Source organism: Shewanella abyssi, assembly GCF_023284025.1.
Lineage (GTDB): Bacteria > Pseudomonadota > Gammaproteobacteria > Enterobacterales > Shewanellaceae > Shewanella > Shewanella abyssi.
This window is the reverse complement of sequence record NZ_JAKIKR010000019.1, coordinates 37,429-57,176: the sequence shown is the minus strand read 5'-3', so window position 1 is coordinate 57,176 and position 19,748 is coordinate 37,429. Positions and strand designations below refer to the sequence as shown.

The window sequence follows — 19,748 nt, the reverse complement described above, 5'->3', positions numbered from 1 at the left end:
TTAAATTCCCTAATAGGTTTATAACGGAGTGATGATGAGCTCGAAATCAGCTGTATTAATCTGTAATTTGACCTTGGCTTGCCATGGTTCAAGCTGACTATAACGGATTGTGACGATTGGCTGAGCATCTTCAGCGCTATTCTTCATCATGCCATTAGCATTCGGCTCTGCAGCAATGAGCTGTCGACAGTAAGCAACATCGCAATTATAGCCCTGTATATAGCCATTTTGTAAATGGCGATTGAGGCTGTCTTCACGCCAATAGATAAGCTGCATAATGGCTAGCAGATACTCGGCTTTAAATTGATCACCAAGTAATGTGCTTTGCTCACTGATAAGTTTATCGCCATCGTAAGTGAGCGTGAATAGCGGCTGCCCTAATGGCGCCAAGCCAACTAAGGTCAGTTGCTGCGAATTAAGCTCCAGTTGAGTGAGCAGTTCATGTTGACTCGACTGGGTTTTGATGGTGGTTTTTTGCGTGACACTTCGCTCTGCTATGAGCTCAGTTTTGTCGCCTATGTTAGCGTCGCTAAGAGGCGCAAGGCAGTAACTGACGTTGCTTGGCAGATCTACACAGGTTTGTCTTTGCAAGGTTTGGCTGCATCCTGCCAATAGCGTTAAGCCGAACACGCTTAAGCTCTTTAGAAATGGCTTGATAAAATGAGTTAGCTGCGACATAGCTCTACCACCATATTGAGGCGCCTTTTAGATTCGCTGACAAAGGGATTGTTTTGATCCCAAGCGTAGCCTGCCAAAATAGAACAGATCATCTGTTTGATGGTCAAGTCGGGATCACTATAGAATATAGCGTCTTGAAAGCGGCCGTCATACCAAGCTTCGACATAGGTTCTAAAGGTATCAACGCCTTTCATTAATGGCGTGGCGTAGTCATCTTGCCAGTCAACCGCTTCACCATCAAGTTGCTTAATAAGCGCTTTAGCCGCCAAAGAGGCTGATTGCATGGCAATAGTGACGCCTGATGAAAAGACAGGATCTAGGAACTCTCCTGCATTGCCTAGTAGGGCGAACTTATTGGTGGCTAAGGTTTTCACGTTAGCTGAGTATCCTTGCAATAATGTGGAATCATTGACGAGTTCAGCATTGGCGAGCAATTTTTTAAGGCCAGGCTCTTGGTTAATCATATCAAGGAGGACATCGTCCAAGTTGCCCGTTAAGTTACCCAGTTGATGGGGCTCTGCCACTACGCCTATTGAGCAGCGGCCATGACTAAAAGGGATTAACCAGTACCAGATATCTTTGTTGTCAGGGTGAACACTAATAAGGATCTTATTGCGGTCAAAATCAGCACAAGTAATATTGTCGTTTATATGGTTAAAAACGGCGCTGCGAGTAGGTAAGCATGATGGCGTTTCTAAATCGAGTAACCGCGGTAAAACACGGCCAAAACCACTGGCATCGAGGATGAACTTTGCCTTAACTGTGTAGCTGTCACCCGCTTCATTTTGCACTGTGAGTTCAGGCGCTGAGTCTAAGTTTACCGACTCGACCGACTGGCCATAGCGGATCTCTACCCCTTGCTTACTTGCCTCATCGGCCAGCAGTTTGTCGAATTTGGCGCGTTCGACCTGAAAAGTATTGCCGGGCCCAGGAGTGAACTTGTCATTAAAGTCGAAACTGGTGTATTGGTCGCGACATCTAAATGCTGCACCATCTTTATATTGAAAGCCCGCAGCATTTACGGCGTCGAGCATATTGGCTTCGGCAATCACTTCCATGCAGCAGGGAAGTAAGCTCTCTCCAATAGAGAAACGTGGGAAATGTTGTTTTTCTAGCACTAGAACACGCTTGCCTTGAGCATGTAGCAAACTGGCGGCAATACTCCCTGATGGGCCCGCGCCTATGATGGCTACATCGACCTCTTCAACATCATTCTTTTCAACACCATAAGTAATCGTGCTCTGATGTACATTGGAGCTTAACATTGAGGTGTTTTCCTTGTGAAAATTTGAATAAAGGGTGACAGTAAAAACGTAAAGCTAATGCCTATCAATAGGGTCAGACCAAAGGCACTAATGGCGGGTGTTTGGCTAAAGGCCAGCAAGCCAAAGGCCAGTAGTGTCGATATCGCTGACATGAGTACAGCCATCATCACGCCACGAGTCTTTTGATCCGCTTCGGCGAAAAATAGACAATAATCAATGCCGATCCCAAACACCAAAATCAGTGCTAACGCATGAAACAGCGTTAATGGCGCCAGCATTATCCCCAAGGTGGACAGGGTCAGTATTGCGGCAAGTGCGGGCACACTAACCATTATCGACGCTAGCCTGATGCCAAACCTAAGGGTAAAGATGCAAACCGCCGCAAGCAATGCAATGACCAGTAACCCAAGCGTCAGCTGGCGATAGAGCCCCATTAATTTAGATATTTCGCCGACTTTATCGACTAAATCAACATTGGGGTTATCTTGGAAAAGTGCCGATAATTTATCGAGTTGTTTTATGCCTCCTAGCAGTACTATCGAGGCGTAGCCAGAGTCTAAATCAGAATCTAAATCTGAGTCTTGTTGCGGCATTAACCACATAGAGCTTAACTGTTGTCCTGCGGCCGAGCGTAAGAAATTATCCGCCTTAATATAACGCGCTTTGGCTGCGGTAAACTCATCTGCTAATGGTTGTTTAATGCTGTCTTCAATCCCCAGCAGCTCGAAAATTTCACCAAGGTGCTGCTGATAAATCTGCTGCTGTAGCTGGTAGTTTGTTGCCTGGGTTTTTTCACTGGGTAGGAATCTGCTTAAACTAAAGTGATTGCCAAGCAATTGCTGTTGTTCTGCTAATTCAAGAATGGGCTCTATCTGCTCCAATTCTTGTTTTACGTCCTCTTCTGACTGCCCTTTAATCAGCAGAAATTGATTATCGGTGCCGCCACTGAGCACGGTACGCAGGGTGTCTTCTTGTTGCTGAATCGCTGGCGGTGTGTGTTGTAACTGACGAATATCATCATCACTGCTTAGTTGTGATAGACCGATGCCAATAAAAACCATACAGCCAAGTAGCAACAACCCTGCTGAAAACCGTGATGACGGCACGGCGCGTTTGAGCATAAAACCTTGGTATTGGTCTGCAAGTTCAAGCTGGCGTTGGCCGCTATTGAGTTTTGCGCTCGCTAACGCCGGGTAGGCAAACACTAAGGTTAAATAAGCGCCGAGCAGACCTGCAGCGCAAAATATGGCGACCTGCTGCATGCCTGGAAAAGGCGCTAACCCCAGCGAGCCGTAGGCGATAATGCTAGTGAGTAGGGCCAATGAAATCGCTGGCAGAATGGCTAACGACGTATGGTTAGCATCATACTGAGGATTATTTAAGCGCTCGCAATAAAAGTGAAAACAGTAATCAATGGCGATGCCAATAAGGCTAGTACCAAATACTAGCGTGAGCAGGTGCAGCTCACCAAACACCACAAGAGTAAGCACAACGGCAAACAGTAGGCTGCAGCTCAGCGTTACCATGGCGATCATTAATGGTATAACCGAGCGAAAGGCAAACCAGACTAAGGCGATAACCCCAATAAGGGAGATAAGGCCAATGCTTGATACTTCCTTTTTAGCATTGTCAGTCGCAGCCGCGGCATGAAACAGTGCGCCAGCGTGTAAAAAATCAACCTCGGGGAAGTTGCTCGTTACGGTCTTTTTTGCCAACTCAAGCGCTGCCAGCTGCGATTGCTGGGCATCAGGACTAAAGGCGCTTTGTAACCCTGTTGCCATTACGATGGCGACAAAGCCTGGTGCTGCTTCGGCATCACTACTGGGTAGTCGAGTGATGAGTACGCCGTTGTCGATACTGAGTGCTTGTTTGGGCGCAAGCGCTAACAGGTTATCGGGGTAGAGCAGCAGGGGATCATGGCTGATTAAGGCACTATTAGCGTAGCTAAAGGCGCTATAAAGTTGCTGTAAACTTGCTTGCGTTAGCTGCTGCCACTGCTGCTGCGTGAGTTGCTGTTGTTGTTTGTCTGTTAGCAGGTTGAATCGGTACGGAAAATAAAAAGCATTCAGGGCTTCAGCTTGTGAAATGTCTGCACTGGATATATCAGTGAATACCGCTGAGCTGGTGGATTTTAACTGCTGCATTAACATGGTGGCCGCGCTAACCGCCGTGTTCTGGTCTGCGCTAACAACCCCAATATAGAACCGATTGGCTAACTGTTGCTCAACTTGAGCGATGGCCCGCTGCGTCAGCGGATTTTCACTCACTTTAGGTAGCATAGCCAAAATGTCAGTCTGGATCTTGGCGCCAGATTGCCATTGCAAAATACCCAATGCTAGCGTGGTAAATAGCAAAATTAACCAGATAGTTAACTTTTTTGTTGCTGTGAGCTTGGCTAAGAAGCTCAGCGCTGCGAGGTGCGATTTTTCGCTCATTGGGCTGCTCTGGCGCTATCTTCAATTGCAGGTGAAAAGCGAGCTAAGTCTAGCTCCGTCAGCGGCGCTTCATTGATCGCGGTAAATTCGATACGGCTGCGGTCTTGGTTATCGCTAAAGAGGATTAAGGTTTGAATATGCTGCTCACCCATTAACACGAGTCGAGGCATGGCTTTTTTGACGAGAGGGTCGATTGGCGTCAAACCTAACTGCCACTGGGTATTGGTGCTGGTGGTGTTTTGTAAGCTCAACTCAAAATGCTGTTTAAGTGTGGGTAGATCACCACTAAGCAGGGCATTGAGCAGGATTGGCATTAACTGCGACAGTTGATTGGCGCTGGCCGACTGCTGCGCATCGCTGACCTGTACCTGCCCTTGGCTATCGATTTGGGTCAGGCGGCCCGCTTGTAAAATTAAGGTAGTTTCGAATGGGGATAGTTGCTGCCAGATCACCCCATGCTGCTTAGAGAAGACAAAGCTCCCTTGGCTAACAAGTGGCTTTTTGAGTACCTTTAATAGTCGATATTGAGTAAACAAACCCTTAGCTTGTGCGCTTGGCGCTAACTGTTTGCTGAGCTGAGTTAACTCACTTGGAGACGCATTGTGTGCGAATAAAGCCTCAAAGTTGCTCTCGCTATGGGCCGAAAAACTCAACGTATTACCGATTATGATCAAGCACATCGATATGAGTTGGCAACAGCGAAATGGATACCTAGTTAACATCATCTGTTTGAGCCTGCGGTGGTTAGTGAAGTACTTGATTGAGTGCTTAACTGCTCATTGGAATCAATAAGTTTAGCGATTTTATCTTGAAATACTTGAGGCGTAACAAAGCACAGCTCCTGGGTTTGCATGTCAACCGCCGCTTGTATGGTATAGCCTTTGGTAATACGTTTCTTAGTGACGGCGTCTAATACTTGGTAATTGATTTTAAGGCGGTTTTCCCACTCAACAATGGCCGCTTTGATAATCACTTTTTGATCGAAGGTACTCGATTGCACATACTTTATCTGCAAATCGACAATTGGCCAGCTATAGCCTGAATCTTGCATTGCTCGGTAACCATAATCGATAAGATCCAGTAACTGGCAACGCGCCACTTCAAAATAGCGCAGATAGTTGCCATGCCAGGTAATGCCCATTGAATCCACATCGTGAAAAGGGATTATGACTTCAATCTCGGTGCTTATAATGCCTTTCATAAGATCATTATCCTTGCCAGCACGGAAAGGCGCATTAGCATACTTCCCAATAGCCACTTTGGATCTTGTCGACGGTGGAGCGCAGTGTTTGTTCTAAGGGGCGGTCTTCGGTGAGCAGTTCAAAATCTTCTTCGACTTGCGCTAGCGTTTTGCCCAGAGAGGGGGTAATCGTACTTGGCACAAGCTCTTGTTGCATTATACGCAAACGAATACCTTGAGACATCGCCAACAAGGCTGCGGCAGCGACTTGTTCGGTAAGCTGCAGTACTCGCATGCAGTCACGGGCTGAAATGGTGCCCATGCTGACTTTATCTTGGTTATGACATTCGGTCGATCGTGAAAACACACTGGCTGGCATGGTATTTTTAAGTGCCTCGGCAGTCCACGCCGAAACGCCAATCTGTACCGCTTTAAAGCCGTGATTGATGGCTTTACGTTTGCCCATTGCCCCAGAAAGGTTCGCTGGCAGACCATTATTAAATTTTTGGTCCATCACTAATGCCATCTGGCGGTCAATTAAGTCGGCAATGTTGGCTACCGCATTTTTCATCGAATCCATCGCAAAGGCGATATGGCCACCATAGAAGTGTCCGCCATGAAGGATATGCTCACCTTCGGCATCAACAATCGGGTTGTCGTTGGCGCTATTCAGTTCGGTTTCGATAAATTGCCGCATAAAGGGCAGCGCATCTTGTAGCACCCCGATCACGTGTGGCGCACAGCGGATAGAGTATCTATCTTGTAATCGGTCAGAGTTACGCGGATGAGTGTGGTGATTGAGATCTTCACGGATCCACGCCGCAATTTGGTTTTGACCCGGGTGCGGCTTCGCGGCAAACAGGATGTCATCGAAGTGATTCGAGTTACCCTTGAGCGTCAGTGAAGCCATGGCGGTGATACGGCTGGATAATCGCGCCATATATTGGGCGCGATCATAGGCTAAACAAGCCAGCGCTGTCATGACCGCGGTGCCATTCATTAGCGCGAGACCCTCTTTAGGACGCAAGGTTAGCGGGACAATATTAAGTAGTTGATAGACTTCGCTAGTGGGGCGGCGCTGGCCTTGATACATCACATCGCGTTCACCAATAAGTACGGCAGCGAGGTAAGATAGCGGGGTTAAATCGCCGCTGGCACCGACTGATCCCTCTTCTGGGATCACTGGAGTGATATTGAGATTCAGCAGGGTCTCAATGCGCTCTAGCAGTTCAAAACTGACCCCTGACTTACCGTAAGCGAGCGAGCTTAAGCGGCACGCCATGACTGCACGAGTTTGTGCGATGGATAAAATATCGCCGAGACCACAACCGTGAAAACGGGTCAAATGCAGTGGTAACTCATGGACTAGGTCGAGTCCGACGGTGACAGTGCAAGAGTCACCGTAACCGGTAGTTACGCCGTAGACCACTCCCTCCTCTTTGAGCAAGCTATCGATAAACCATGCGCCTTTTTGAATATAGGCTCGGTACTCTTGCGTTTGGTTTAGCTGTGCGCTTGCCCCTTTTGAGATTGCTACTACGTCTTCAAGAGACAAGTTACGGTAGCCAAACTCGACGGTTTGTCGCTTGATGTTTAGGGCGTTAGCGTGGGTCATTTTTGTTGTTGTCCTTTACTTCCTTGAACATTGGTACGCTGGATGTTTTCGTCCTTGTGCCAAAAATCATAAAAATTAAACCACTGAAGTGGTTGGCGCAGCGCAAAATACTCTAAGCGCTGGCTAAAATCTTGTACCGCATTGTTGAGTCGCTTTGATCGCTCAGATCGGGGGCCTTTTAGGCTGTTGGCGAAATGGCTGAGGTGCACGTGATAACGTCCCTCTTCACGCAAGCAGAACATGGTAAACACTGGGCAATCTAACAAACCCGCAAGAATAAAGGGTCCTTGTGGGAAGGGGGCCTCTTTACCTAGAAAGGGAGCGTAAGTCACACGGCCAGCGGTTTGCGAGGAGGTTCTATCGCCAGCGATTACCACTAACTCCCCTTCGTCGATCTTCTGTTGCAATAATATAGAGGTGCCTGGGCCAAACTCGGTCACTTGAATGAGGTTGAGTGCGCTATCAGGGTTGAGTTGCTGTAATACGCGGTTAAAGTTTTCCGCATGCTCGGTTAATACCATGACATTAACTTTGACTTTGCGCTGGTGGATCGATATAGCGCGGCAAAGTTCTAAATTTCCCAAATGAGACACCAGTAAGACGGCGCCCTTGCCGGTTTCAAGCTGTTCGACCAGTAATTGTCTATTTGGGAAATCGACCTCATCGAGTTTGATGCGGTCACACCAGGCATCAATACGGTCAAGAGCGGCATTTCCAAAGGCAAAAAAATGCTTAAGGCTGTCACGCCAACTGAGTTTGTCACTCAACAAGGGGTGAGCGGGCTCGGTCGTTTTAACGCGTGTCAAAAACAGTTTCGATGCGGCTCTGGCGGTGGCACCGGTGATAAAGAAGTAGCAGATAACCGGGTACATTATGGCGCGGCATAGCCAGTGGCCACCGTAACGATAGCTTTCGGCTATCAATTTAATGCCCCAGTAGCTGCCACGCTCTTGCATATTAGACCAATGCTGGCTTTGTTTGCCTTGGCTAAATTTGTTCCACAAGCGTTTGGGTTGGCGCAACAACATGCTGAAAAACAGTTTGCTGTGCATCAAGGAGATCCGCGCATTGTCTTTGACCCCCTGAAAATGGCTAATGCCATCTTCGGGGTAGATCACCCGTGTGGGGATGTGGATAATGGGTACGCCTTGCCAATACAGGCGCACTAGCACCTCTATATCAAAGTCCATGCGCTCGCCCAGAGCATGACGTAAAAATAGCTTTTCCGTCTCGGCTAATGGGTACACCCTAAAGCCGCACATGGAATCTTGGATATCAAAACTTAGGGTTTCTATCCACACCCAGATATGGGTGAGATAGCGACCATATAGCCGTCCCTTGGGAACCGAGTCATCATATTGAGGTAACCCAGAAATTAATGCCTCCGGTGCAGATCCCGCCCGGGCTATCATCGCCGGGATATCATCTAAGTTGTGCTGCCCATCGGCATCAACCTGCAATGCGTGGCTAAAGCCATCTTGATAAGCGGTGCGCAGTCCCGTCATAACGGCCGCGCCTTTGCCACGATTAAAGGGGTGGTGCAGCAGCGTTACCCACGGGTATTTGTTGGCAAGTTCAATGAGTAAAAACCGAGTTTGATCATCGCTGCCATCATTGATCAGATAACAAGGCAAACCAAGCCCATCAAGTTGCTCAAGTGTCTGTGCGATAGCAGCTTGGTGGTTATAGTTAGGAATGATTAAGGCGATGCGCATTAACTGGCTTCCCTATTGGTCGTGTAACTATTGGTGACATTGAATACTATTCGACCGGAGGCAAAGCGTTTATCGCCATCGCTATAGGTAAAAGTCAGCTTGGCTTTCGCGGCATTATGGCTAATGGTTAAATTGACCTGAGTGTTAGGCAGCATTAGCTGTTGAAACTTGAGCACCTCAAGCACCGCAACGTCACAGGCGTAGCCAAAATGCTGGCAACCAAGCTTAATCGCCCAATCTAATTGAGTGACGCCAGGCAGCACGGGTTGCGCGGGAAAGTGACCGTTAAAAAATTCCAGGTTAGCGGGAATATCGAGACGCCAACAGATGCAGTCATCATCGATTTGAGTGCTAATAATGGTCGGTAACGTAGATTTAATCATTTGCTCTTAAACTTATCGATATCAAATAGAGCTAGCATGGTGTCGTGTACGCGCTTGCTCTGAAGATCAATGGGTAACTGCTCAGGATAGCGCCAGCGACGTGGCAAGGTTACCCGCTCAAACTGGGATAGAAGATGACGCTTCAGCACATTGTTGAGTGCAAGTTTGCCGTCAATGGCTAATTGCTCAACGCCTTGTGGAGACAGTTCAATCGCGGCACCAAGCTGTGTTCTAGGCTGCTCTAACATGAGTAAAGCGGCTTTGCTAACGTAAGGGTGGCTCTCTAAAAGCGACTCCATCTGCACCAGTGACAGGCGTTTCTCTTCGACTTTTACGATGCGATCAAGGCGCCCTTGCAGGCTAAACCTGCCATCACTGGCAATGTCGACTTTATCTTCACATCGAAGCCAATCATCATTTTCCAAATAGGGGGATTTGAGCTGCAATGCACCATCGACAGCGTCTTGTTTAATCTCTATCGCTGCAAATGTTTGCCAAGGCTCAGCGGGAGAGTGTTGCTGGCGGTATGCGATCCCGCCCGTCTCGGTACTGCCGAAAACTTCGGTCGGTAGTCGGCCATAGCATTGCTTTATTGCCATTGCAGCTTCGAAGCTGAGTGGGCCACCTGAACTAAACACTAAGCTTGGGGCGCGCAGTTGCGGCTCATTATCCAGCGCATCAGGCAAACGAGATAACTGAGCAGGACTACTGATTAAGCATAAGTTTGGAAACAAGTTAGCGTAATAGCTAAGCGTTTCAGGGTATTCGACTAAATCACTTAAAAATGGACGGCTAGCGGCAAGGGGCCACAGAATTTTAAACAGCAGACCATAAATATGTTGGTGTGAAACGGTGGCAATGACGCTGCAGTGGGGCAGGCGCTCGGCAAAGGTACGTTCCAAGACGCTGACTTCAGCGTCGAGTTGGCTAATGGATTTGGCGATGCGTTTGGGTTTACCACTGCTACCAGAGGTGAATAATACCAGCTCACCCCATTGGGTTAATTCAGGCCATTGCGATGTGGGTAGATTAAGATCTTTATCTAGGCGTAAAAAAGCTTTGCCTTCACATAGTGGCAGATCAGCAATGACCCCTTCAAATTCATGGGTTAACTGACTCAATGTGCCAGCCTGAGTGTTGGCGGGCAGTATCATTTGCTTACCCGCAAGTAAACCTGCACAGAGCCCTACCGCAAACATATCGCTACTTTCACAACTCAATAGCCAGCGCTTTTCTTTGGAACTATTTAGCTGCTGGTGCAGATGAGCGACTTGGTTGCTGAACACTGTACCAGTCACAATATTGTGATGGTTGAAGCTGATCAACTGCTGTGCTGCTGGCCCTTGGGATAACCAGGATTTGAGTAATTCAGTCATGTCTTTTTTAACCACAATGTTCTGTATAACCACTCACCAGCGAGCAGTAATCCAATAAGCAAGTAGGCGATTAAGCCGTTATAAAGGGTCCAAGTTTCCAAGCTTGTATAAAGTGCGGTGTAGAGCGCAACGCTACCATTGAAAATAAACAGCCCACACCAAAGTAGCGTGACTTTATTGAGATAAGCTATCGCTTCATTGGGAAGCTCGGGTTCTTTCAATCTTGCCAGCTGCTCTATCATGCTAGGTCCACGAACCAATGAGTAACTAAACAGCCCCAACATCGTCAAGTTGATCACTACCGGGTAGAACAGTAAATACTCATGCTCTTTTGCGATAAAGCTGCCTGCAGTGAGACCTATACCAATTAAAATCGGCAATATCAGTGCTTTTAGTTTTTGCTTTTGCAGCAATAAACGCAGCAAGAGTACGGCGCACAATAGCAGCGCAATAGTGCCCGTTGGCAAATAATGCAATCCAAAATAGACGGCTAATGGATAGGCTATAACCACTAGACTGGTCACTATTTGCAAGATTAAACGCATTAGTCTTTAACTAACCCTGCAATGGCATTGACCACATCACCGACGGTGCGCACAGCTTTAAACTCTTCAGGCTTAATTTTTTTACCTGTCATCTGTTGCAGTTTAATCACCAGATCAACAGCATCAATACTGTCTAAATCTAACGCTTCATAAAGTGATGCATCTAAGGTGATATCGTCAGCGTCAACTTCAAACTCATCGACTAAGATAGCGGTTAATGCTTCTAAAATTTGTTCACCAGTTTGCATATTGCCTCCTACGCTCGTTGTGACTTAACAAAGCTTGCTAAGCTAGCAACGCTGTAAAAGTGCAATTTGGTTGCTTCTGAATTAGCTTCAATTTTGACATCGAACTGTTTTTTTATCGCTAAACCGAGTTCAAGTGCATCAATAGAGTCTAGCCCTAACCCTTCACCAAAAAGTGGTGCGTTAGCATTAATATCATCAATATTGACGTCTTCAAGGTCAAGACTGTCGATGATCAATTGTTTAATTTCGTTTTCTAAGCTCATAAGTAATTATCTAATTGTTGTTTATAATATTCTTCAAGATCACGGGTCATTTGACGAGCCATTTTAGCATCGCTACCCACTCTTGCATCATAGCGAAGATAGGGTGATTTTTCGCCTATTTCAATATGCATGCCGATGGTACGTCTGGGTAATTGATACCAAGATTCTTGTTTGCTGAAACCAACACAGCTGGTTTTAAGCAATATAGGTAACAGGTCGCTTTGGGTGCGGATGGTGATATTGGCTGCGCCGCGTGCAAAACTGTTGACGCGTTTTCCAATGATTGTACGAGTACCTTCAGGGAAAATGATCAAATTATTGCCCCTGTTTAATACCTCTTTGCAGTCTGCTAAGAGCAGCTCTGCGCCGCGATTCGGTATGTAGCCAGCACTAGACACGACTCCACGCATAAATGGATTCCGCCAAATACCCTGTTTAACAATACAACTGGTATTGGGCATTAAGCTAATCAGTACGACAACATCGACTAAAGTGGGGTGATTTGAGGTGACAATCATGCCCTTAGCGTCTTTCAGTTGTTGCAAATCGCCATGGCTGACCTTGATTAAGCCCGTCCAAGTAAGCATGTAAACAAAGCCTTTGAACATGAGATGAACTGCATGCTGCACCCTCTCTATACGCTGGGTGGGAGTGCCGGGCCAAAATCGGAGAATAGGCAAAATGGTTAACGAGCTCAGTAACCCACCGAGGCCAAAAACGATATAGCAAAAGGTGCCCCCTAACCATCGTGGTAGGTAAGCAATACCAGTTAGCCGTGGTGCTCGCTGTCTATTCAAAGCTCAAACTCCAATGCATGCCGGAGTAGTTGCCTGAAATGGCCTGTTTTAGTGCGATACTGGATAAGATTTGACCCAAGCCTAACTTCACGGCTTGGGGCTGCTGCTCACAGAGGTGTATTTCTGCCACAGCATTTTGCTGTGTGGTGCATGGCGCAACGATAAATGCTACAGCAATGGGCCATTCGGGCTCACTAGCAAATGGCTTATAAATATCGGGTAAAGTGTCGTCAGCATAAGAAAGCAGTATCGGCTTGGGATCTTCCGCAAGGAGTCCGTATGCTTCAGTAAAGGCCTGAGAAAAAGTCTCACTGCCTGCAGCAATCGATGTCGATGCGGCGTGGTTTTGACTAATGATGCTATAGATCCCGCTAGCGGTATTGTGCACTGACTGACTAAATGCGGTTGGTGATAACGCAGACTTATCGACGATGTCATTGAGTAAATTGATGGTGCGATTTATCTCTCCGTGCTGGGAGGCAAAAATACTGCGGCATTGCTGCGGCGGTTCGCATTGAAAGATAGCATCTAGGAAAATTTTGCTGAGCTTACTGAGGCGACGACGTTGCATTGCAGGCACTTGTGGCAATTTAGGCACAGCTGTAGCCGCAGTAGATGCGTCTAATACTGTTTTGGGCCAAGCCTGCCATTCGGCAATATGCCGATAGTGTGGCGACCATGCGCCCCATGAAAGAATGCTAAACTTCATTGCACTGCCTCACATACGAATATCCGTTCGTAGTGCTTTGATTGACTGTCATTAATTACTTGCGCCCATTAATAGAAATCTATTTTTAAGCTCTAGCATGTCCGGTTTGCCTACACTGCCGCTATTGTTCTGTATCACCTGAAAGCTGAATTCATTAGTATCGTTATACTGTTGAAATAACGGCATTAGAGCCACTATTCTACATCATAAGGTAGCTATTCAAAAAGCGTTTTGCGATACGATTGTGGCGAAAAAGTGCTGAAGATTGTTAAAGTATGACGCTAAAGTAAAGGCCCTGTTATTTAAGGGCCTTTGGATGCTTTAAGATTTTAGAATTGGAGAGGTTAATCTAGGTGCTTTTGCAAGCGACGTAGCGCCGATTTTACCTTGCGAGCATTTTCAGGGCCCATACGCACCATGAGTTTCTGGGCATTAGGTAAAGCTTCTAGTGTTGGGTCAACAAATTGATAATTTACACTCACGCCATCTAGCTCTATCGGTTGTTCAATAATCGGCGCGTCGAGCATAATGCCAATTGCTTGTTGCATTCTGTCGTCAAACGAGGTGCTATTGTAGCCAAGTTCACTGAAAGCTTCGCTTAAAAGCGGTGTCATCTCTTTGTAGGTTTTGGCTAACTCCTGCTCATTTAGGCTGGCGAGGAAATCTGCATACAAGTCATATCTGTGGTAACTATCTGGATCAACATAGGTCTTATTGGCAATCTCTGAAACGGTAAAAGCACTAATGGGTGCTTTAAGTGGGCTGACTTTTCGAGCTAATTCGCCTTGAGCCAAATTATCAATAAATACCACAAATTGACGCACCACATTGTCTTCGATAAGCAAAGATTCAATGGCCATACCGTCTGCAACATCAATGGCTTTCTGATGAATATAGGGATCGCTATCGGCGAGTGCTGGCAGTGGTTCTACTTCAGGAACAGGTTCCACTTCGGGTAATTGAACCGGCACAGGCTCGATAATTTCAGGCTCTGGTTCAGGAAGGTTCGCATCGGTTTCGAGTGGCTTTTCTGGGATAGGGTCAGGAATAACAACCGGTGCAATAATTTGCTGTTCTTCGCTGTTATCGTTACCGCTTAGATAGTAGTAACCTCCGGCAGAGATCAGTGCAACGACGGCAATGGCGATAATCGCTAGGCCATTAGTTCCTGAGGACTTCTCCTGAGGTGAAATTCTATCTTCTTGACTGAGTTGCATTTTGATTCCTCTGCTACCGCACGATGATCGTTTTAATGATAAGTATAGCTTTATACCCATTTTGCAAAATTAAACGGGCTTGTCTATAGGTGGAAGCTCTATTAAGAATATTTAATTTGTATCTATACCGAATCCTCCCCGAAATGCAGGATCCAGCATAGCGATAAGTCGCTGCTGCGTTAACGTTATTGCGACAACTTACGCTTGAACAAATTGCTCCCGATCGCCAAGCCAACGCTGAATGATGGCATCGACACTGTCAGGCGCTTGCTGCATCACATGGGGGGCAAGTTTTTGTATGTGTGGGATTAACGCTTGATCTCGCATTAAGTCGGCAATCTTCATATCGGCTACGCCTGTTTGCTTGGTGCCTAGCACTTCACCTGGGCCACGGATCTCTAAGTCACGCTGGGCGATCACAAAACCGTCGTTACTTTGCCTTAATACGCCGAGCCTTTTGGTGGCGGTGGCTGAGAGCGGCGGTTTATACATGAGTACGCAATGGCTGGCGATGGCGCCTCGCCCCACACGCCCTCTAAGCTGATGCAGTTGCGCTAACCCTAAGCGTTCGGGGTTTTCAATAATCATCAGACTGGCATTCGGCACATCGACACCAACTTCAATCACTGTTGTAGCGACCAGAAGTTGTATGTCTCCAGCTTTAAAACTGGCCATAATCTGCTGTTTTTCAGCAGACTTCATCCGGCCATGCACAAGGCCGACTTTTAATTCTGGTAAGGCAATTTTAAGTTCTGCGGCGGTGTCTTCTGCCGCTTGGCATTCGAGAGCCTCTGACTCTTCAATGAGCGTACAGACCCAGTAGGCTTGGCGGTTGTCATTCACGGCCGCTTGGCGCACTCGGCTAATAACCTCTTCTCGGCGTTGATCTGATACCGCGACTGTTGTGACAGGCGTGCGTCCAGGTGGCAGTTCATCGATGATAGAGGTATCTAAATCGGCATAGGCGGTCATTGCCAAGGTGCGTGGAATAGGCGTAGCCGTCATAATCAACTGATGTGGATGAAAGCCTTGGCTAACGCCTTTTTCTCGCAGACCTAAGCGCTGATGCACGCCAAATCTATGCTGCTCATCGATGATAATTAACGCCAGCTTATTGAATACCACTTGTTCCTGAAATATAGCGTGGGTGCCAATCACCATATTGGCGGCACCAGATTCGATATCGGCCAAAGATTGCGCTCTGGCTTTGCCTTTTAATTTACCCGCTAACCAACCGACTTTTAACCCTAACGGCTCAAACCAGCTTTTGAAATTAATAACATGCTGCTCAGCGAGTAACTCGGTTGGCGCCATCATGGCAACTTGATAACCGCTTTCGATCGCCTGCAATGCCGCAAGTGCTGCAACTAAGGTTTTGCCTGATCCCACATCGCCCTGAACGAGTCGCATCATAGGTTCTGCTTTTTCAAGATCGATGTTGATATCGACGCCAACTCGTTGCTGTGCCCCCGTTGGCTTAAAAGGTAATGATGCCAAAAATGGATTTAGCAGCTGGCCGGTGGCTGACATGCTAACGGCTTTGTCTCGACGAGTGCGTTGTCGCAGGCGTAGCATACTTAAATTGTGTGCTAGCAGTTCCTCTTGGATAAGGCGCTGCTGTGCGGGATGTGTACCCTGCTCAAGCTCAAACAGTGAGACTTGATTATTAGGACGATGGAGTAACAGTAATGCTTGTTTGAGCTCCATATGATTGGGCTGCAGATTAGCCGGCAATAGCTCTGGCAAGCCACCGTTTGCTAACATCATCAATGCTTGCTCGGTTAACTTGATCCAACTTGCTTGCTTAAGGCCCTCTGTGGTGGGATATACAGGGGTTAATGTGTCGCTTAACGGCGCTGTATCTTCCGGTGATACTAGCTTGTACTCGGGGTGAATAATTTCACAAAAGTGCTTACTGCGGCGAATTTCACCATAGGCTCGAATAACTGTGCCTGCTTCAAAGCTGTTTCGTTGAGCCGCAGAAAAGTTGAAAAATCGTAGCGTTAAGCTGCCTGTATCATCTCGTACAGTACAGGTCAGCATACGTTTGCGACCTTGGATCACCTGGCTTGACTGGATCACCGCTTCAATGGTGCCGTAACTGCCGGGGTAGAGTGAAGCAATCGGGTAGATCTGAGTGCGATCTTCATAACGTAGCGGCAGATGAAACAACAGATCTTGCACTGTTGTAATATCCAGCTTAGCTAATCTCTCGGCCATCTTTTTAGCGACGCCCTTGAGTTCTGTTATAGGTACAAGATCGAGTCTTTGCAAACGTTTAGCACCAAAGTACTGTAAATTTATACATATATTATCAGAGATATTAATTTTCGCAAATTAGCGCCACTTTTTATGCTTGAGAGATTAAATAGCCTATGTAAGCCAAATAACCTAAAACCAAGATGCTACCTTCTCTTCGACCAATTCGCAGACCGGTATAAGCAAACGGCAGCAATAGGGCTGCTAGGCCTATCATTACGAGCCAATCAAGCGTATTAATATCGTTGCCAATGATGGGATGAATAACGGCAGTAACACCCAAGATCCCTAAAATATTGAATAGGTTGGAGCCGACGACGTTACCGATGGCAATATCGCTCTGTCCTTTTAGCGCAGCCACGATAGAGGTCACCAATTCTGGCATGCTAGTGCCAATCGCCACTATTGTTAGTCCGATGATGATTTCGCTGATCCCGAACGATTGAGCCAGTGCGACAGCACCATCAACAAATAAAATACCACCGCCAACCAACATGCTAATGCCAACAATGATAAAGACGATGGATAACCACTGACTTCGATTCTCGCCTGTATCTTCATCAGAAACTTGTTTGTCGGCAGTGAAATAGCTGTAGCTCAAATAGCTGATTAATAGCGCTGAAAGAATAGCGCCATCAGTAAAGCTCAATCCACCGTCGAGCAGTAAGCCCCAAAATAGCACCGATGCTGCGATCATAATTGGAATGTCGCGCTTGACCATTTGCGATTCAATTTTAATCGGCCGAATAAGCGCAGTAATACCGAGGATAAGACCAATATTAGCAATGTTTGAGCCAATGACATTGCCTAATGCTATGCCGCTATTACCCGCAACAGCAGATTTAATACTCACTGCGAGCTCTGGTGCACTGGTGCCAAAAGCGACAATGGTTAAGCCGATGATTAGTGGTGATAAGCCAAGTTTTAAGGCGATTTTACTGGCGCCTCTCACCAATGATTCTGCGCCTAGGGTCAAAATGACAAATCCGCCGATAATCGACAACCAAATAAACATAATTAGGCACAACTTATAGATAAGGAGAATAGGGTGGCTAGGATAGTTTTTTTATTAAAGAGCACAACAAAAAAACCATAAATGGCCATTAAATATAGTTTATTTAACCTGAAATTGGGTTAATGATCATCTGATCTATTCCTTTACCTGATATGAAACAGCACACCAAAAGGTGTGCTGTTAAATTACAAAAATATACCCCAACCACTAAGCGTTAGATTTCATCTTCCCAGCAGATCTTACCGCCGCGAATGCCGTCGACTTTTTCGCTGAATTTCTTCTCTAACACATGGCGCTTAATCTTCAGCGTTGGAGTCAATACGTCATTATCGACATCCCATTTATCGGTAACTACGATAATCGCATCGACCGTTTCGTGAGACTCTAGATGAGGATTAACAGCATCTAAAGTGTTTTTCAGTGATGCTTTCACCTCTTCTCTAGGTTGTAGTGATGCACCTTCAGATAATTGCACCAATGCCACTGGGTGCGGCAGGCCGGAACCAATGACGCAAAGCATCTCGACATGTAGATCTTGTGCGAGTTTGCGCTCAATAGGCACGGGGGCAACGTACTTGCCTTTAGAGGTCTTAAAGTTATCTTTCACGCGGCCAGTAATCGTGACACAACCGTCGGCATCAATATTGACTAGATCGCCGGTGTAGAAATAACCCTCTGCGTCAAAACAAGCGGCTGTCTCTTCAGGTTGCTTATAATAACCTTGCATCAATCCTGGGCTCTTAACCATTAACTCACCAACATCGGTTTGCTTAATGGTGCATCCTTCAACAGCGTGGCCAACCGTGCCAATTTTACGGGCGTCAAATGGGTGGTTAATGATCGAATAAGCGCAGTTTTCAGTCATGCCCCAAGCCTCACTAATATTGAGACCAATTTTGTGGTACCAACTCACTAGTGATGGCGGAATTGGCGCCGAACCAGAGCCGAGTAAATGACAATGCTGAAGACCAAGGCCTGCATGAATTTTACGCTTTACGATACCGCTAACAATGGGCACTTTAAGTAGAAAGTTGAGCTTGCTGGCGCCAATTTTATCGATAATATTTTTCTGAAATAGGCTCCAAAGGCGCGGCACTGAGAAGAATACAGTGGGTCTGGCACGCTGCACATCGGCGACAAAACTATCGAGACTCTCAACAAAGGCCACACTGCTACCGGAATAGAATGAAGATCCTTCCATAGCCACCCGTTCAGTGATGTGCGCTAGCGGTAAATATGAAATGAGTCTATCTTCACCATCGGTTTTGAGATCGCGCACTACAGCGTTACAGGTCCAAGCATAACTGGCAAAAGTTTGAATCGCGCCCTTAGGCTTACCTGTTGAGCCAGAGGTGTAAACCAGCGTCATGATCTGTTCAAGCGTTGGCAGCGGCGCATCGACCAAAGGTTGACCAAGAGTCAGTAGTTTATCCCAATGATATTGTGCCGGCATGGTGTCGTAAGGCATTGCCATACGTAAAATTTCACCGCCAACGCCGGCCTCTTGGTCGGCCCAGTAATCTAACTTACCGATGAATATCGCTTTTGATTCACTGTGCTCAAGTGTGTAGCGGATGGTATCTGCATTGGCTGTGGGATAAATAGGAACGCTAATATAACCGCCATGCATCAGTGCCAGATCCGTGATAAACCACTCGGCACAGTTTTTAGAAAGAATGGCAACTTTGTCACCTGGATTAAGGCCTAGATGTCTAAGTGCACCGGCAATCTGCTGCATTTTAGTTTGTACATCGCGCCACGTAAAAGTCTTATATTGACCGTCAATAGGCTGCTTTAGATATACCTGATCGCCTTGTTTTTCAACCCAATGTTCAAGCATCTCAATTGGGGTTTTCTTAGAGGGTTCCATGGCAATTCCATTTTGATTATCGTTAATTCCAATTCAGTCTGTAGCTCAATATTTGTTTTAATCGTTCGTTTAACAGACTGATGTCGCAATATCGAGTATGGCGAAAAATGTGATCTATGACAACTTTTTCAAACGCTCGTTACAATTTCTCGCAATGATGCTGTTAACGCGTGTCTTG

General features: G+C 46.7%; 17 protein-coding genes and 1 pseudogene. All 18 read right to left on the bottom strand.

The annotated features are described in order from the left end of the window. Window positions 1-18: 18 nt before the first annotated feature. Window positions 19-678, bottom strand: coding sequence for a DUF3261 domain-containing protein (locus tag L2755_RS10385; RefSeq protein WP_248980622.1), 660 nt, complete (start codon window positions 676-678; stop codon window positions 19-21). Beyond that, on the bottom strand, window positions 666-1,943 hold the full coding sequence (locus tag L2755_RS10380) for an NAD(P)/FAD-dependent oxidoreductase (protein WP_248980621.1): 1,278 nt from the start codon (window positions 1,941-1,943) through the stop codon (window positions 666-668). Before L2755_RS10380 ends, L2755_RS10385 begins: the two co-directional genes overlap by 13 nt. Then, window positions 1,937-4,378 carry an MMPL family transporter gene (locus L2755_RS10375; protein ID WP_248980620.1) on the bottom strand — a complete coding sequence of 814 codons (2,442 nt, stop codon included), beginning with the start codon at window positions 4,376-4,378 and terminating at the stop codon, window positions 1,937-1,939. Before L2755_RS10375 ends, L2755_RS10380 begins: the two co-directional genes overlap by 7 nt. Then, window positions 4,375-5,031 carry an outer membrane lipoprotein carrier protein LolA gene (locus L2755_RS10370; protein ID WP_248980619.1) on the bottom strand — a complete coding sequence of 219 codons (657 nt, stop codon included), beginning with the start codon at window positions 5,029-5,031 and terminating at the stop codon, window positions 4,375-4,377. Before L2755_RS10370 ends, L2755_RS10375 begins: the two co-directional genes overlap by 4 nt. Window positions 5,032-5,099: 68 nt before the next feature. Then, window positions 5,100-5,579, bottom strand: coding sequence for an acyl-CoA thioesterase (locus L2755_RS10365; RefSeq protein WP_248980618.1), 480 nt, complete (start codon window positions 5,577-5,579; stop codon window positions 5,100-5,102). Window positions 5,580-5,613: 34 nt separating this feature from the next. Then, window positions 5,614-7,173 (bottom strand): HAL/PAL/TAL family ammonia-lyase, encoded by a 1,560-nt coding sequence (locus L2755_RS10360; protein WP_248980617.1) that lies wholly within the window; start codon window positions 7,171-7,173, stop codon window positions 5,614-5,616. Next, window positions 7,170-8,888 carry a glycosyltransferase family 2 protein gene (locus tag L2755_RS10355; RefSeq protein ID WP_248980616.1) on the bottom strand — a complete coding sequence of 573 codons (1,719 nt, stop codon included), beginning with the start codon at window positions 8,886-8,888 and terminating at the stop codon, window positions 7,170-7,172. Before L2755_RS10355 ends, L2755_RS10360 begins: the two co-directional genes overlap by 4 nt. Then, window positions 8,888-9,271 carry an ApeI family dehydratase gene (locus L2755_RS10350; protein WP_248980615.1) on the bottom strand — a complete coding sequence of 128 codons (384 nt, stop codon included), beginning with the start codon at window positions 9,269-9,271 and terminating at the stop codon, window positions 8,888-8,890. Before L2755_RS10350 ends, L2755_RS10355 begins: the two co-directional genes overlap by 1 nt. Continuing rightward, the gene (locus L2755_RS10345) at window positions 9,268-10,647 is read right to left on the bottom strand and encodes an AMP-binding protein (RefSeq protein WP_248980614.1); all 1,380 of its coding nucleotides are present in this window, start codon (window positions 10,645-10,647) and stop codon (window positions 9,268-9,270) included. Before L2755_RS10345 ends, L2755_RS10350 begins: the two co-directional genes overlap by 4 nt. Further along, window positions 10,644-11,192: a COG4648 family protein gene (locus L2755_RS10340; RefSeq protein WP_248980613.1), complete on the bottom strand. Its 549-nt coding sequence runs from the start codon at window positions 11,190-11,192 to the stop codon at window positions 10,644-10,646. The genes L2755_RS10345 and L2755_RS10340 overlap by 4 nt, the downstream gene beginning before the upstream one ends. Then, a complete protein-coding gene (locus L2755_RS10335) occupies window positions 11,192-11,440 on the bottom strand; it encodes an acyl carrier protein (protein ID WP_248980612.1) in 249 nt (82 codons plus the stop codon). The genes L2755_RS10340 and L2755_RS10335 overlap by 1 nt, the downstream gene beginning before the upstream one ends. Before the next feature lie 8 nt (window positions 11,441-11,448). Then, on the bottom strand, window positions 11,449-11,703 hold the full coding sequence (locus tag L2755_RS10330) for a phosphopantetheine-binding protein (protein WP_248980611.1): 255 nt from the start codon (window positions 11,701-11,703) through the stop codon (window positions 11,449-11,451). Continuing rightward, window positions 11,681-12,500 (bottom strand): annotated as a pseudogene (locus L2755_RS10325) (lysophospholipid acyltransferase family protein). Before L2755_RS10325 ends, L2755_RS10330 begins: the two are co-directional and overlap by 23 nt. Continuing rightward, complete coding sequence (locus L2755_RS10320; RefSeq protein WP_248980609.1) at window positions 12,493-13,209, bottom strand: beta-ketoacyl synthase chain length factor; 717 nt, start codon at window positions 13,207-13,209, stop codon at window positions 12,493-12,495. Before L2755_RS10320 ends, L2755_RS10325 begins: the two are co-directional and overlap by 8 nt. A 344-nt stretch (window positions 13,210-13,553) precedes the next feature. Next, complete coding sequence (locus L2755_RS10315) at window positions 13,554-14,426, bottom strand: DUF3014 domain-containing protein (protein WP_248980608.1); 873 nt, start codon at window positions 14,424-14,426, stop codon at window positions 13,554-13,556. A gap of 198 nt (window positions 14,427-14,624) precedes the next feature. Beyond that, complete coding sequence (recG, locus tag L2755_RS10310) at window positions 14,625-16,700, bottom strand: ATP-dependent DNA helicase RecG (RefSeq protein ID WP_248980607.1); 2,076 nt, start codon at window positions 16,698-16,700, stop codon at window positions 14,625-14,627. A 76-nt stretch (window positions 16,701-16,776) separates the two neighbouring features. Beyond that, window positions 16,777-17,700, bottom strand: coding sequence for a calcium/sodium antiporter (locus tag L2755_RS10305; protein ID WP_248980606.1), 924 nt, complete (start codon window positions 17,698-17,700; stop codon window positions 16,777-16,779). A gap of 214 nt (window positions 17,701-17,914) precedes the next feature. Then, window positions 17,915-19,570: an AMP-binding protein gene (locus L2755_RS10300; RefSeq protein WP_248980605.1), complete on the bottom strand. Its 1,656-nt coding sequence runs from the start codon at window positions 19,568-19,570 to the stop codon at window positions 17,915-17,917. Window positions 19,571-19,748: the final 178 nt, after the last annotated feature.